Source organism: Ensifer sp. D2-11, from assembly GCF_054161295.1.
Genome location: NZ_CP096434.1, coordinates 1,439,526 through 1,453,456, shown reverse-complemented (window position 1 = coordinate 1,453,456; position 13,931 = coordinate 1,439,526). Strand labels below are relative to the sequence as shown.

Below are 13,931 nucleotides of genomic sequence, written 5' to 3'. Positions count from 1 at the left end.
CATGATCCTCAATCATCGGCTCACACGTATCACCGTCGGTATTCTCCTCCTGGCGCTTGCAATTGCCGTCCTGCTGCCGGGGTTGACTGGCTACAGCAGTCTGGATGGGACGGTAAACGCACGCCTTGCCGTCATAAATGCGCCGATCGACGGCGAAATCGAGAAACCGGCGCCTCGAATCGGAACGCCGGTGGCAGAGGGTGAAACGCTTGCGACGATCCGCAACCAGCGGGTCAACAGGGCGATCCTGGCGTCGCTGCGCACCGATCATCGAACCGCCGTCGAGCGCGTCGCGGCGCTGCGGCGGGAGCGGGATGAACTCGCGCGGCTGCGGGATGATCTTGCCGGGCGGCTCGATATCTTCAGGAACGCGACCATCGCCAGCCTGGAGCGCGAGGTCCAGATTCTGCAGAAAAGGGTCGAGGTTTCGCGCGCGCACGACGTCGTGGCAAGGGTCGACCTCGTCCGGCGGCAGGACCTCGAGTCCAAGGGGATTTTCACCCGCAAGATGGTGGAGGCGGCGGAAGCCGCCGGTGCGGCCGCCGGCGGCGAGCTCGAGATCAGCAATTTGACCGTGGAATTGCTGCAGCAACGCCTCGACGCCGTGCGTCAGGGCATATTCATCGTCGGCGATGGCCAGAACGACGTGCCGTATTCCAGGCAGCGCCAGGACGAGGTGATCGTCCGTATCCACGATCTCAATACGCGAATCGCGGAGAACGAGGCACGGGCAAAACAGACGGACCAGCAGATGGCCGAGGAGGAGAGGCGGGTTCTCAGTCTCGAAGCCGCGACGATCCCGTCGCCCTTCGATGGTGTCGTGTGGAGCCGTAATGTCGTCAGCGGTTCCAATGTCGTTCTGAACAACGAGATGATGCGCATCCTCGATTGCCGCGAGCTGTTCGTCGATATTCTGGTTCCTGAGGTCGATTATGACGAGATCTACCCCGGCCGCGAGGCGGAGGTCCGGCTCTTCGGTCGCGGAGATGTCTTCCGGGGTCGCGTACAGGCCGTCAGGGGATCGTCCGCGGTCGTGGAAAAGGACACGCTGGCCGCCAACGAGCCGGAGACAGAGGAGCGAAATGCCCGCATCCGCGTCACGCTCGCTCCGTCGGCACTCAACACCGATTTTGCAAATTTCTGTCAGGTTGGGCGAACGGCGCAGGTTCGTTTCTCCAAGCGCAGCCTTCACCTGGCGCAGTGGGTTCAAAGCTTGTGGTTCAGTCTCTTCTAGCGCTGGCGCCGACCTTATTCGTCATCGCCTTTTTTCTCCTCGGACCGTTCAACTGGTCGCGCCACAGGAGTTGGTCGCGCGCTGTCACCTGCGCGTTCGTCGCTGCCATCGCGCTGCGTTACCTGATATGGCGCTTCGCCGAAACCGTTCTCCCCTATCCGAACGACGGCGCCAATTTCTATTGGGTCTGGTTCGTGTTCATCGTCGAGTTCCTCGCCTTTTCGGAGGTCGTGCTCTTCCTCATTCTGATGAGCCGCTACGTTGACCGCAGCGCCGAGGGGGATCGGCTCCAGCGGCAGTTTTTTGAGCGAGATGAACGGGAGCTCCCCACGGTCGACGTCTTCATACCAACCTATAACGAGCCGCTCGACGTTCTCGAACGGACGATCGTCGGAGCGCTTGCGCTCGATCATCCCAAGGACAAGCTGACGGTCTATGTGCTCGACGACGGCCGGCGCGACTGGCTCAGGACCTACTGCGAGGGGCGAGGGGCGATCCATGTGACGCGCACCGACAACGCGCATGCCAAGGCCGGGAACATGAACAACGGATTGCGCGTCAGCTCAGGCGATTTCATCGCAGTCTTCGATGCCGATTTCGTGCCCTATCGCGGTTTCCTCCGGCGCACCTTGCCCTTCTTCATGGACGAGACGATCGGCATCGTGCAGACGCCGCAGCACTTCTTCAACGTCGATCCGATCCAGTCCAATCTCGGACTGGAGAACCTATGGCCGGATGAGCAACGCTTGTTTTTCGACGAGATCGCCCCGAGCCGCGACGGCTGGGACGTCAGCTTCTGCTGCGGCTCCTGTTCGATCGCAAGGCGCAAGGCGGTAGACGCCATCGGCGGTTTTCCGACGGAGTCGATCACCGAGGATCTGCTGACGACGCTGTCGATGCTCAACAGGGGGTTCAAGACGCGCTATCTCAACGAGCGGCTTTCGATGGGGCTGGCGGCCGAGAACCTCACCGGCTATTTCGTCCAGCGCGAGCGCTGGTGCCAAGGCGGTATCCAGACGCTCTACCTGCACAACGGCCCCTTGCGCGGGCCCGGCCTCTCGCTCTTTCAGCGCGTCATGTTCCTGCCGATGTCGTGGCTCGTGCAATATCTGGTCCGTTTCATCGTGCTTCTCATTCCCATCGTCTATCTGTGGTTCGGCGCCCTGCCGCTCTACTTCACCGATGTCGCCGACTACGTCTCGAACCAGGTGCCCTTGCTCGCGGCCTATTTTCTGCTGATGTTCTGGCTCACGCCGACGCGCTACCTTCCGCTGGTCTCCACCGCCGTCGGTACCTTCTCGACCTTCCGCATGCTGCCGACCGTCCTATCGAGCCTGGTCAGGCCCTTCGGCAAGCCCTTCAAGGTGACCCCGAAGGGCAGCAGCAACGAGGAGAATGTCTTCGACGCCTATACCTTCACCTGGATTGCCGGCTTCATCGTGGTTACCGCGTTGGGCCTCCTGATCAACATCGTTCCGGAGACGGCGCGGGTAGAGGGGTCGTTCTCGGCGATCGCGGCGCTTTGGTCGGGCATCAACATCGTGGTGCTGATCATCGCCTCGCTTATCTGCTTCGAGAAGCCGCGGCGCCTGCTGCAGGCGTTCAAGCTCGACGAACCGGCGGATGTGGACGGTGTCGAAGGCCGGCTCGTGAGCCTCTCGCTGGACAAGGCGGTGGTGGCGGTTTCGACGGAAACGCGGTTCAAATCGACCAAGGTCAGGCTGAACATCGACGGTTTCGCGCCGCTCGAAGCGGATCTGAAGCAGGTGACACAGCGGCGCGGGGACATCACGCGCACCGGCGACAAGCAGCGTTACTACCTTCATCTTCACTACGACCTGCGTGGATTCGAGCGGGACAAGATGATCATCAAGCTCTACACCGGGCGCTATTCCCGGGACGTTCCCGATATCGACAAGATCGCCGTTTCAGTGAATTTGCTGTTGCGCGCTTTCGGTCGCACGCGAACCGCCTGATCAGCAGTCTGCAGGTTGGGCGGGATACCTCCGTCTACCTGCCCTTCGGGGCATAGAGCGTGCGGGAACGCTCGAGGTGTCTGATCATCGCCTGCTCGGCTTCGTCCGGATCGCCACGGCGGATACAATCGATGATTTCCTCGTGTTCCGTGAGGGTCACGTTCTCCCGGCCGGTCCAGATAAGCATTTCCGTATGATACTCTTTGAGCCAGCCGAGCATCGCCTCGCTGACGGCGGTATATATCGGATTGCCGGAAATCTGAGCAATGCGGGCGTGGAACGCCATGTCGGCGGCGATGAAGGCATCGGAATCCTCAAGTGCCGCCTGCTGACGCTTCAAGGTTTCCTCCAGCGCCGCGATATCGGCGGCATCGGCTCGGCTTGCCGCCTCCCGCGCCATGCCGCGTTCAAAGAAGATGCGCGCGCTCTTCAGGTGTTCCAGCGAATCCGAGGAGGCCGAAAGCATGATCTTGGCGGCGGCATCCACCTGCCGAAGAAGGGACCGGGCCGTCGGCTGCAGCACCTTGGCCCGCTCGCCATGCGAAATCTCGATCAGCCCCATATTGGCAAGCGCCTGCATCGCCTCGCGAATGGCCGGGCGGCCCACCTGGAAGCGCTCCATCAGCATCCGCTCGGAGGGCATTTCGTCTCCCGGTTGCAGCTCGCCGGTCTCGATCAACGCCTTCAGCCGCGCAAATACCTCGTCGGAAAGTTTCCTGCGGATGATGGGCTCGGATTGCATGACCATGTGAACTCCAGCAGCTTGCGCCTCATTCTCTATAGGCAGGTTTCTTCCGGCAGGCGAGATTTCTCTTGCCTAACTCAGATACTCATTATACCAGTTGGCCGAAACAAGCTACTGAATCCAACACAAAAGAGCGCTGCCCGTGATACGCATCACCTACCGCATCGAGACCCCGGGGGATGTCGAAGTCCTGGCGAAGAAGATCGCAAGCGACCAGTCGACGGGAACGTTCGTGCCGGTGCCGGGCGAAACCGAAGAGCTGAAGGCGCGGGCAGCCGCGCGCGTAGTCGCTATCCGCCACCTCGAACCCGCCGATCGGGCCTCATGGCCGGACGAGGCGGGAAGCGCCACGCGTTTCAACCGGGCCGATGCGGAGATTGCCTTTCCGCTCGATGCGGTGGGAACGGATCTTTCCGCCTTGATGACCATTGCGATCGGCGGCGTCTATTCCATCAAGGGAATGACCGGCATCCGCATCGTCGATATGAAGCTGCCGCCGGAGTTCGCGGCGGCGCATCCGGGTCCGCAGTTCGGTGTCGCCGGCAGCCGGCGCCTGACCGGTGTCGAAGGCCGTCCGATCATCGGCACGATCGTCAAGCCGGCGCTGGGTTTGCGGCCCGAGGAAACGGCGGTGCTCGTCGGCGACCTGCTTTCCTCCGGGGTGGATTTCATCAAGGATGACGAGAAGCTGATGAGCCCGGCCTATTCGCCGCTGAGTGTGCGGATTGCAGCCATCATGCCGAGAATCCTCGACCACGAGCAGAAGACCGGCAAGAAGGTGATGTATGCCTTCGGTATATCCCATACCGACCCGGACGAGATGATGCGCAACCACGATGTGGTGGTCGCGGCCGGCGGCAATGCGGCGGTCGTCAACATCAATTCCGTCGGAATGGGCGGCGTCGCCTTCCTGCGCAAGCGCTCCGGCCTCGTGCTCCACGCCCATCGCAACGGCTGGGACATTCTCACGCGTCATGGCGGCTTGGGAATGGAGTTTTCGGTCTGGCAGCAGTTCTGGCGCCTCCTCGGGGTAGATCAGTTCCAGATCAACGGCATCCGCGTCAAATACTGGGAGCCTGACGAGAGCTTCGTGAAATCCTTCGAGGCGGTGAGCACGCCCCTCTTTTCCAAGGAGGATTGTCCGCTGCCGGTCGTGGGGTCGGGCCAGTGGGGCGGACAGGCGCCCGAGACCTATGCACGCACCGGGCATACGACCGATCTGCTCTATCTCTGCGGCGGCGGCATCGTCAGCCATCCGAGCGGACCCGGCGCCGGCGTCAGGGCCGTAGGTCAGGCCTGGGAGGCGGCGGTCGCCGGGATCCCGCTGGCGGATTATGCCAGGGATCACCCCGAACTGGCGCAAGCGCTCGAAAAATTCGCCGACCGCAAGGGCGCCTGACTTCAGCGCGACCGGAGACCCCGATGCACACTCCCTTGCTCAGCTACTACGGCGACGATCTGACCGGCTCGACCGACGTGATGGAGGCACTCTCCTCTCAGGGCGTCGAAACCGCGTTGTTTCTCAAGGTGCCCGAGCCTTCGCTCTTCGAGCGCTTCGTCCATTGCCGCGCCTTCGGGCTCGCGGGCACCAGCCGCAGTCAGACGCCGGGCTGGATGGCGAAAAACCTTCCGCCGGCCTTTTTGTGGCTGAAGGCGCTGAAGGCGGAGATCGCCCATTACAAGGTCTGCTCGACTTTCGATTCGAGCCCCGGTGTCGGCAACATTGGCAAGGCGATCGAGATCGGGCGGGATGTCTTCGGCGCCGCACCGATACCGCTGGTCATCGGTGCACCGCAGATACGCCGCTACACCGCCTTCGGCAATCTGTTCGCCGCCTTTCGCGGCGAAACCTACCGCATCGATCGCCATCCGGTGATGAGCAGGCATCCGGTAACCCCGATGAACGAGGCGGATATCCGCCTTCACCTTTCGAGTCAGACATCGCTCAGTGCGGCTCTTGTAGACCTCGTGCAACTCGCGTCGTCGGACGTGGACGCGTTCGCCGACAGGGCTTTCGCGGATCACCAGCTCGTCCTTCTCGATGTTGCGGATGAGGGGAGCCAAGCCGTCGTCGGGCGACAGCTCTGGCGGACGCGAACGGCCGAAGGGCAATTCGTCTGCGGCTCGTCCGGCGTCGAATATGCACTCGTTCGCGAATGGCGTCGCCTGGGCCTGATCGGCGAAGTGCCGGCATTCGCGCCGCCTGGGCCGGTCGGCCGGATCGCGGTGGTTTCAGGCAGCGTCTCTCCGACGACGGAGCGGCAAATCCGTCATGCGATGGAGAACGGTTTCGACGGGATCGCGCTCGATGCAGTCGCACTCGCGGCGACGGATGCCGGCTCGGCACTCGAGGATGCGGTCGCGCGCGGGCTTGCCTCTCTGGAGAAGGGCCGGAGCGTCATTCTTTATACCGCACTCGGCCCCTCTGCCGATCGGGGCGATGCCATTCCTCTGGAGGACGGCTCGCGCCACCGGATCGGCGAACGGCTCGGATCGCTGCTGAGAGAGCTGGTGACGCGCGCCGCCCTCCGCCGCGCTGTCATCGCCGGGGGAGATACGTCGAGCCACGCCCTTGGCCAGCTTTCTGTCGACGCGCTTACATTGCGGCTGCCGCTTCCGCAGTCGCCGGGATCCCCGCTCTGCACCGCACATAGCGCCGATCCGAGGGTGGACGGCATGGAAGTCGCTCTGAAGGGCGGTCAGGTCGGCCTCGACGACTATTTTTCAATGATCCGGGATGGACGGGGCTAAGGCGCTTCCGAGCAAGAGTGCGTAGCTCTGAAACCACTCTCACAGCAGCTTGTCGAGCGTTATCGGCAGATCGCGAATGCGTTTTCCGGTCGCGTGAAAGATGGCATTCGCAATTGCCGCCGCCGCGCCCGTTATGCCGATTTCCCCGACCCCGTGTGCGCCAAGCGGTGTATGCTCGTCGGGAATGTCGTTGTAGATGACCTCGATATGCGGCACGTCGAGATGCACCGGGACATGGTATTCGGCGAGTGACGGATTCATGATCCGCCCGCGGCGCGTGTCGAGCAGGGTTTCCTCCGCGAGAGCCATGCCGATCCCCATGACGATCCCGCCGCGAAGCTGGCTGACGGCCGTTTTCGGATTGAGGACCCGGCCGCAATCGAAGGAGCCGAGCCAGCGCGAGATCCGCACTTCGCCCGATTCCCGGTTCACGCGAGCTTCGCAGAATTGCGCGCCGTAGGAGGCCATGGAGTACTTCATCACCTCGAACGGCATTCCCGAAGTCTCTTCTACTTCAATGAAATCACGGCCAGCGCGCTTCAGGATCGAGGCGTAGGTCTCGCCTTTGCTTTCCTCGCCGGACAGGAAGAGCCCGCCGTCACGCGCCTCGATCTCTACGTTTGCGCCTGCCAACGGCGAGCCATTACCCGCGAGTTTGACGAGTTCGCGATGGGCCTTTTCGACGGCCACCTGCACCGCCGCGGCGATGCTGCCCGTCTGGCTCGAGCCGCCGGCGATGATCGGCGAATCCGGCAGCGCGGAGTCCCCATAGCGGAATGAAACCATCTCGAGTGGCAGGCCGAGACGGTCGGCTGCGTGCTGAATCTGCACCGTTGCCGTTCCCATGCCCATTTCGTTCGCCGCCGCTTGCACGAGTGCGCTGCCATCGGCGGAAATGCGAAGGCGAACTGCGGCGGGAAAGCGGAAGACCGGGTAATAGGCCGTCGCCACGCCTTGCCCGATCAGCCACTTTCCATCGCGCTGCGAACACGGTTCGGCCGGCCGCCCGCTCCAGCCGAACTTTTCCGCGCCGCGCCGATAGGCTTCGACGAGATGACGGCTCGAAAATTCCGTGCCTTTCGTCGGATCCTTTTCGGGCTCGTTCAAGCGGCGAAGTTCGACCGGATCGATCTTCATCGCGTAGGCGAGTTCGTCTATGGCCGATTCCAAAGCGAAAGTGCCGATCGATTCCCCCGGCGCACGCATCCATGTGTTGGCGACGGTGTCGAGATTGACGACCTTCTGACCGACGGACATTGTCCGCGACGCGTAGAGATGCCGCGGAGTTAATGAAAATTGTTCGGGGAACTTGGCGTGGGTCGTCGTCGCGGTCACCCCTGTGTGAATGATCGCCACGAATTTTCCATCCTCGTCGGCGCCGAGCGCAACGCGCTGTTCCGAAGGTGTGCGGCCGCCGATGAGGCGGAAAACGTCCTCGCGCGAGAGCGCCATCTTGACGGGGCGATTAGCCACTTTGGCCGCCGCCGCACAGAGCGCAGTGTGGTTCCACAAGGCGGCCTTGCCCCCGAAGCCGCCGCCGACGAATGGCGCGATGACGCGCACGTCGCCCCCGTTGAGGCCGAACATGCCGGCGAGTGCATGCTTGCAGCCGTTTACGAATTGGGTCGAGTCGAAAACCGTCAGCCTGCCGTCTTCGTCCCAGGCAGCGATCGCCGCATGCGGCTCTATGGCGTTGTGGTTGTAGTGCGGTGTCCGATAGACGTTGTCGACCTTGAATGCGGCCGCCGCGAAAGCCTTCTCAGGGTTGCCGATCGCGAGTTCCGGATCTTCGCCCATGACGGCGGACGGCACGGTCGCTTCCGCCTTGAGATCCTCGAATGAGACGCGCGCTGCTTTCTCACCATATTCGACGCGCACGAGCGAAGCCGCATGCTCCGCCTGTTCCAGCGTTTCGGCAACGACAACCGCGACGGGCTGCCCATCCCAACTGATCTCGCCGTCCTGAAGAACAGCCAGGTCACTGGCCGCGAAGCCCTTGTCCATGTGCCTTACATCCATCAGCGGCGGCCGTTTCATCTTCGGCGCGTTTTGGGCAGTGACGGTGGCTATTACGCCTGGGCTCCTCTCGGCATCGGAGGCGTCGATCCTGGTGATCCGCCCCTTGGCGATCGTGCTGCAGACGGGAACGGCATAAGCCAGATTTTCGATCTCGAATTCTGCGGCGAAGCGCGCTTCGCCTTTCACCTTCCGTTGCCCGTCGACGCGGCTGACGGGCGTGCCGAGGTAACCATGTTTGTGGATGAGCGGGTCCGGCGCCTTGTCGGGCATGAACTGGACGACGGTTTCCATAAGTTTCTGCAGGACGCTCATCTTATCCTCCCGCCAACTCGCCCAACACACCGACGATCGTGCGCTTCGCCAACTCGATTTTGAACTCGTTATGGGCGAGGCCTCTTGCCGGCGCGAGTTCGGCTTCCGCCGCCTGTCTGAAGCTCTCCGCGCCAGCGTTCGCTCCCGCCAGGACGCGCTCGGCTTCGGTAGCCCGCCACGGCTTGTGCGCCACGCCGCCGAGTGCAAGGCGGACGTTCCTGACCTTGCCGCTGTCGACCTCCAGAGCGGCAGCCACGCTGACCAGGGCAAAAGCATAGCTCGCGCGGTCCCGGACCTTCCTGTAGAGCGAGCGCCTGCCAAAGCCGAGCGGCGGGATCTCGATGCCGGTGATGAGTTCGCCGGGCTGCAGGTCGGTCTCGATATGGGGTGTATGCTCCGGCAAACGGTGGAAATCCTCGAAGGCAATCGTACGCGCGCCGCTGGGCCCGATGACGTTCACCTTCGCATCGAGAGCCGCCAGGGCGACGCACATATCGGACGGATGCGTGGCGATGCAGCTGTCCGAGGCTCCGAGGATCGCGTGCATGCGATTGAAGCCCCCGATCGCATCGCATCCCGCTCCCGGTGCACGCTTGTTGCAGCGCGCGGCGTGGTCGTAGAAATAGAGGCAACGCGTCCGTTGCATGAGGTTGCCCGCAACGGTCGCCATGTTGCGGATCTGGCCCGATGCCCCGAACACGATCGCCTGGGCCAGAAGCGGATAGCGGTCCCGCACGACCGGATGGCCGGCGACCGCCGTGTTCCTCACCGTAGCACCGATAACAAGGCCGCCGTCCGGTCGCTCCTCGATCCGGTCCAGGGGCAGCCCGGTCACGTCCACCAGCGCGTCCGGTTGTTCGATGTTCTCGCGCATCAGGTCGACAAGGTTGGTGCCGCCGCCGAGGAGCTTCGCATTCGGCGTCTTGGAGAGGAGCTGCACCGCGGCTTCCAGATCAGCCGCTCTCGCATAGGCGAAGCTCTTCATTTCGCCACCTCGCTGTCGAATGCGCTGTGGATCGCCTCGCAGATGCCGACATAAGCCCCGCAGCGGCAGAGATTGCCGCTCATGCGTTCCTTGATCTCGGTATCCGAGAATTCGATCGTGGCCGCGGCCATGTCCCCGGTCACGGCGCTCGGCAAGCCATTTTGAAATTCTTGGAACATTCCGATCGCCGAACAGATCTGTCCGGGCGTGCAATAACCGCATTGGAAACCGTCATGCTCTATGAATGCGGCCTGAAGCGGGTGAAGCTCGCCGTTGGCAATGCCTTCGATCGTGGTGATCTCCCGGCCTTCGAGCTGAAGCGCCAGCGACAGGCAGGACAGAACGCGCTGACCGTCCACCAGAACCGTGCAGGCCCCGCAGGCGCCCTGGTTGCATCCCTTCTTGGGCCCGGTAAGGCTCAAATGCTCGCGCAGAACGTCCAGCAGAGACGTGCGCGGGTCGATCGACAGAGAATGGTCGACGCCGTTGATCTTCAGCAGGATCAGCGCTGATCCGGCAGGCGGGTTGGGTGCCGCCTTCGGCGTTCGGTGGGGAGATGGCATGAGCACACCCTCTCGATTTGCATCGGCCGCCGCATCTTGCGCCCGGAGCGGCGCAGGTCAGTCGCGCGAGGCGGCAGGGGTTGCCAGAACCCGGCAATCGGATGAATGTTCCGAAGATTATTCGCGTGCGGCACGACCGCGGTGGCCGGGCAGGGACAACGATTGGCGAGATGATCTATTTCACGGGCGACACGCATTACGGCGACCCGCGTGTGCTTCGCATCGACCGCCGTCCATTTTCCAACATGGCTGAGCATGATGCCGCCCTGATCGCCAAGTGGAACGAAACCGTCTCGCCGCAGGACGACGTCTGGCACCTTGGCGACTTCGCGGCAAAGCGAACCGGGCTTGCCGAAGATCTGCTGTCCCGGCTGAACGGCCGCAAGCATCTGATCGTGGGCAACAACGATCCGATCGACACGACCGGGGCGAGCGGCTGGCACAGCGTGCAGCATTACGCGGAGCTGATGGTGGATGGGCGGCTGCTCGTCCTATGCCATTATCCGTTCCGGACCTGGAACCAGATGGGGAAGAAGTCGATCAACCTGCACGGCCATTCCCACGGCAGGTTGAAGCCGATGCCACGGCAGTTCGATGTGGGGGTGGATGCGAGAGGCCTGCGTCCGGTCAGTCTGGTTGATATTCTCCCCCACTCCGCGCGGTAGAGCATTTCTGCTATGCGCTGCGGAACGTGCGGGCTCGATTGCTGTTCGATGTGAGGGGCCTGCGTCCAATGCGAGGTGCTTCAATGCAAGGAGACCTATTCGGAAACCCGCCCGGCAATCTGCCTGAGGGCTTCCGCTACCAAGCGGGTATCGTTCCGCGGAAGCTCCAGGCGGCACTTCTGGAGGCACTGCCGGGGCTTTCCTTCAAGCCCTTCGACTTTCACGGCTACGAGGGCAAGAGGCGCGTGGTTTCATTCGGCTGGAAGTACGACTTCGACACCGAATCGGTCCGGAAGATCGATGCCATTCCCCCGCTGCTTCTGCCGCTCAGGCAGCTGGCGGCCGACTTTGCCGGACTGCCGGCGGAGGGACTCCAGCAGGCACTGGTCACCGAATACGATGTAGGAGCTCCGATCGGCTGGCACAGGGACAAGGCGGTGTTCGGCGATGTCGTCGGGATATCGCTGCTCGCTTCCTGCACATTCAGGCTGCGCCGAAAGCGGGCCGGCAAATGGGAGCGGACCTCGGTCATTCTCGAGCCGGGCTCGGCGTATCTCCTCTCCGGCACTGCGAGATCCGCATGGGAGCATTCCATCCCGCCGGTAGAGCGCCTGCGCTATTCGGTCACCTTCCGGGAACTGCGCTCAGGGATTGCCGCCGGCGGCCGTGCGTGACTCTGTCGATATCAGCCGGTCAATGTGCCCCAGGACGGATCCCATTCGACGTCCTCGACGAGCTCGACGTAGATCGGGACCGAGCCTTCGCTGTGGCTTGCCGCCAGCCTGAAGGCCGACTCAGCCTCCATTTCTTCTCCGGGAAAGATGACGTCATCCTCGGAGGGATCGGTGACCTTTCGCACATATCCCCGCACCGCGTCGCCGGAGTGGTAGAGTTTCACGACCATGGCGCCCGGGACGGGCCTTACCGGAAGCCGCTGATAGATCGACATCGAGACCTCCCTCGGGTCGCGGCAAAGCTAATTGCGGCCATCGTTCGGCCTCGCCTTGTCGCCCTTCTTTTTCACCGTCGTCGCTGTCTTGGCGTCCGGCTCCTGGCCGTAATAGGTGCCGCCCAAATGGCCGCCGCCGCTCGTGTTCTCGGCCTGTTTTTGCGCGTCCTTCTGGGCTTGCTCGACATTGGTCTTGCTCATTTTCGGAACTCCTCTGATTGGCTGGCTGTGTAACCACAGGCGCGCGCATCTGTTCCGGGCAGCGTTGACGTCGCGCAAACATCAAAGCCGCTCGGAACACATCGGCGATTGCGGCGTTTCCCGCTATCGGCGGAGATTCCAGATGCGAGCTTTGAGGGTGGCGATCGGCATCCTGGCGGTCATCTTTGTGGCTGCCGCTGCGTTCCTTCTATTTGCGTGGCGTTCGGCGATCCCCGAAGACACCGCGGTGGCAGAGGCGCGCTTTGCTCCGGAGTTAGTCGCCAAGGGGGCCCAACTGGCGGCGCTCGGCAATTGCATTGCCTGCCACACAGTGCCGGGGAGACCGGCATTTGCCGGCGGCCTTGCATTGCCCACTCCCTTCGGCACGATCTACTCCACCAACATCACGCCTGATCGCGAAACGGGCATCGGCGGCTGGAGCGAGGCGGCATTCGAGCGTGCCATGAGGGAAGGTGTCGACCGGGAGGGAAGTCACCTCTATCCGGCGTTCCCCTATGAACACTTCACGCGTGTTTCGGCAGACGACAATCGCGCCCTCTATGCTTTCCTCATGACGCGTGTTGCGGTGAAAGCCCAGGCGCCGGAAAACGACCTTCCGTTTCCCCTGAAGTTCCGGCCTCTGCTTGCCGGCTGGAAGCTGCTTTTCCTCGACCGCGGCGAGCGGGAGCCGGATCCCGGCCAGAGCGATGCCTGGAACCGCGGGCGCTATCTTGCCGAGGGCCTCGGCCACTGTGGCGCCTGCCATACGCCCCGCAACCCATTCGGCGCCGAAGACCGCGACCGGCACTTCGGCGGCGGCGAAGCGGAAGGCTGGCAGGCATATGCGATCAACACGGAGTCGAAGGCGCCGATCCCCTGGGACGAGCAAAGCCTCACGTTCTATCTTCGCAACGGCTGGCACGAATTCCACGGTGTTTCGCGCGGACCCATGGCCGAGGTGACGGGCAATCTCGCCTTCCTGCCGGACAGCGATATCGCGGCGATCGCCACCTATGTCAGGTCGATCATGGGCGCCCCGACGCCGGAACGCGAGCAAAGGGCGGCGCAGTTGCGCGAGACTTTTGAAGGGCAACGCCCGGAGCAGGCGGCGGATAGCCAGCGTTCACCGGTCAGTGCGTCAGGCGGCCAGCCGGGCGAGGCGATCTATCTTGCCGCCTGCGCAAGCTGTCATGAGGGCGAACGGCGCCAGCCCTTCGGGGGGCTGAATTTCGAACTCAGCACCGCCGTCAATGCGCCGAACCCGCAAAACATCGTCAACGTGGTGCTGTTCGGCCTTCCGCCGGCCGATGGAGAAGCGAGCGCAGTGATGCCGGCTTTCCGCCATCTGCTCAAAGATCAGCAGGTGGCCGATCTCCTTGCCTACATGCGCGAGCGGTTCTCGGAGGAGCCACCCTGGGCGGGGCTCCTCGAGCAGACGGCCAGAACCCGTTCCGGGACCTACAAGGTGGCAGTCCGGCCCTCTGACGGCATTGAAAGGGCGCCGCACCATGTCGGCGCCGAGGAGGATTGA

13 protein-coding genes are annotated in these 13,931 nt (G+C 63.1%); 7 read left to right on the top strand and 6 right to left on the bottom strand.

Annotated features, from left to right (window positions below; all coding sequences use genetic code 11):
* The first annotated feature begins 1 nt into the window (after position 1).
* On the top strand, positions 2-1,234 hold the full coding sequence (locus M1D34_RS23895) for an HlyD family secretion protein (RefSeq protein ID WP_498782618.1): 1,233 nt from the start codon (positions 2-4) through the stop codon (positions 1,232-1,234).
* A complete protein-coding gene (locus M1D34_RS23890; RefSeq protein WP_498782616.1) occupies positions 1,216-3,210 on the top strand; it encodes a glycosyltransferase family 2 protein in 1,995 nt (664 codons plus the stop codon). The genes M1D34_RS23895 and M1D34_RS23890 overlap by 19 nt, the downstream gene beginning before the upstream one ends.
* A 34-nt stretch (positions 3,211-3,244) precedes the next feature.
* Here the strand turns inward: M1D34_RS23890 and M1D34_RS23885 are convergent, their stop codons facing one another.
* On the bottom strand, positions 3,245-3,958 hold the full coding sequence (locus M1D34_RS23885; RefSeq protein ID WP_498782614.1) for a transcriptional regulator NanR: 714 nt from the start codon (positions 3,956-3,958) through the stop codon (positions 3,245-3,247).
* A 139-nt stretch (positions 3,959-4,097) separates the two neighbouring features.
* On the opposite strand from M1D34_RS23885, the gene oiaX reads away from it, so the two are divergent.
* Both oiaX and M1D34_RS23875 read left to right on the top strand, forming a co-directional pair.
* Positions 4,098-5,354, top strand: a complete 1,257-nt coding sequence (oiaX, locus tag M1D34_RS23880; protein WP_498782612.1) for a 3-oxo-isoapionate-4-phosphate decarboxylase OiaX — start codon at positions 4,098-4,100, stop codon at positions 5,352-5,354.
* A 23-nt stretch (positions 5,355-5,377) separates the two neighbouring features.
* Entirely contained in the window at positions 5,378-6,706 is a 1,329-nt protein-coding gene (locus tag M1D34_RS23875; protein WP_498782610.1) for a four-carbon acid sugar kinase family protein, read from the top strand.
* A 39-nt stretch (positions 6,707-6,745) separates the two neighbouring features.
* On the opposite strand, the gene M1D34_RS23870 is transcribed toward M1D34_RS23875, so the two are convergent.
* From M1D34_RS23870 to M1D34_RS23860, 3 genes are read right to left on the bottom strand one after another with little or no spacing between them, the layout of a single operon-like run.
* Entirely contained in the window at positions 6,746-9,037 is a 2,292-nt protein-coding gene (locus M1D34_RS23870) for a xanthine dehydrogenase family protein molybdopterin-binding subunit (RefSeq protein WP_498782608.1), read from the bottom strand.
* Position 9,038: 1 nt separating this feature from the next.
* Positions 9,039-10,022, bottom strand: coding sequence for an FAD binding domain-containing protein (locus M1D34_RS23865; protein WP_498782606.1), 984 nt, complete (start codon positions 10,020-10,022; stop codon positions 9,039-9,041).
* On the bottom strand, positions 10,019-10,585 hold the full coding sequence (locus M1D34_RS23860) for a (2Fe-2S)-binding protein (RefSeq protein WP_498782604.1): 567 nt from the start codon (positions 10,583-10,585) through the stop codon (positions 10,019-10,021). Before M1D34_RS23860 ends, M1D34_RS23865 begins: the two co-directional genes overlap by 4 nt.
* Before the next feature lie 101 nt (positions 10,586-10,686).
* Here M1D34_RS23860 and M1D34_RS23855 point away from each other — a divergent pair, with 101 nt between their 5' ends.
* A complete protein-coding gene (locus M1D34_RS23855; RefSeq protein WP_498782602.1) occupies positions 10,687-11,250 on the top strand; it encodes a metallophosphoesterase family protein in 564 nt (187 codons plus the stop codon).
* 83 nt (positions 11,251-11,333) lie between these two features.
* Positions 11,334-11,924 (top strand): alpha-ketoglutarate-dependent dioxygenase AlkB, encoded by a 591-nt coding sequence (locus M1D34_RS23850; protein ID WP_498782600.1) that lies wholly within the window; start codon positions 11,334-11,336, stop codon positions 11,922-11,924.
* A gap of 11 nt (positions 11,925-11,935) precedes the next feature.
* Here M1D34_RS23850 and M1D34_RS23845 read toward each other — a convergent pair whose 3' ends face one another.
* Positions 11,936-12,199, bottom strand: a complete 264-nt coding sequence (locus tag M1D34_RS23845; RefSeq protein WP_498782598.1) for a hypothetical protein — start codon at positions 12,197-12,199, stop codon at positions 11,936-11,938.
* A gap of 27 nt (positions 12,200-12,226) precedes the next feature.
* Positions 12,227-12,400 (bottom strand): hypothetical protein, encoded by a 174-nt coding sequence (locus M1D34_RS23840; protein ID WP_003525846.1) that lies wholly within the window; start codon positions 12,398-12,400, stop codon positions 12,227-12,229.
* A gap of 142 nt (positions 12,401-12,542) precedes the next feature.
* On the opposite strand from M1D34_RS23840, the gene M1D34_RS23835 reads away from it, so the two are divergent.
* Entirely contained in the window at positions 12,543-13,931 is a 1,389-nt protein-coding gene (locus M1D34_RS23835) for a c-type cytochrome (RefSeq protein WP_498782596.1), read from the top strand.

Bases quoted from the DNA above. Each gene is read 5' to 3' on its own strand.
- M1D34_RS23895 (WP_498782618.1), top strand. From the start codon at position 2: ATGATCCTCAATCATCGGCTCACACGTATCACCGTCGGTATTCTCCTC.
- M1D34_RS23885 (WP_498782614.1), bottom strand. From the start codon at position 3,958: ATGGTCATGCAATCCGAGCCCATCATCCGCAGGAAACTTTCCGACGAG.
- M1D34_RS23875 (WP_498782610.1), top strand. From the start codon at position 5,378: ATGCACACTCCCTTGCTCAGCTACTACGGCGACGATCTGACCGGCTCG.
- M1D34_RS23870 (WP_498782608.1), bottom strand. From the start codon at position 9,037: ATGAGCGTCCTGCAGAAACTTATGGAAACCGTCGTCCAGTTCATGCCC.
- M1D34_RS23865 (WP_498782606.1), bottom strand. From the start codon at position 10,022: ATGAAGAGCTTCGCCTATGCGAGAGCGGCTGATCTGGAAGCCGCGGTG.
- M1D34_RS23860 (WP_498782604.1), bottom strand. From the start codon at position 10,585: ATGCCATCTCCCCACCGAACGCCGAAGGCGGCACCCAACCCGCCTGCC.
- M1D34_RS23855 (WP_498782602.1), top strand. From the start codon at position 10,687: ATGAATGTTCCGAAGATTATTCGCGTGCGGCACGACCGCGGTGGCCGG.
- M1D34_RS23850 (WP_498782600.1), top strand. From the start codon at position 11,334: ATGCAAGGAGACCTATTCGGAAACCCGCCCGGCAATCTGCCTGAGGGC.
- M1D34_RS23845 (WP_498782598.1), bottom strand. From the start codon at position 12,199: ATGTCGATCTATCAGCGGCTTCCGGTAAGGCCCGTCCCGGGCGCCATG.
- M1D34_RS23840 (WP_003525846.1), bottom strand. From the start codon at position 12,400: ATGAGCAAGACCAATGTCGAGCAAGCCCAGAAGGACGCGCAAAAACAG.
- M1D34_RS23835 (WP_498782596.1), top strand. From the start codon at position 12,543: ATGCGAGCTTTGAGGGTGGCGATCGGCATCCTGGCGGTCATCTTTGTG.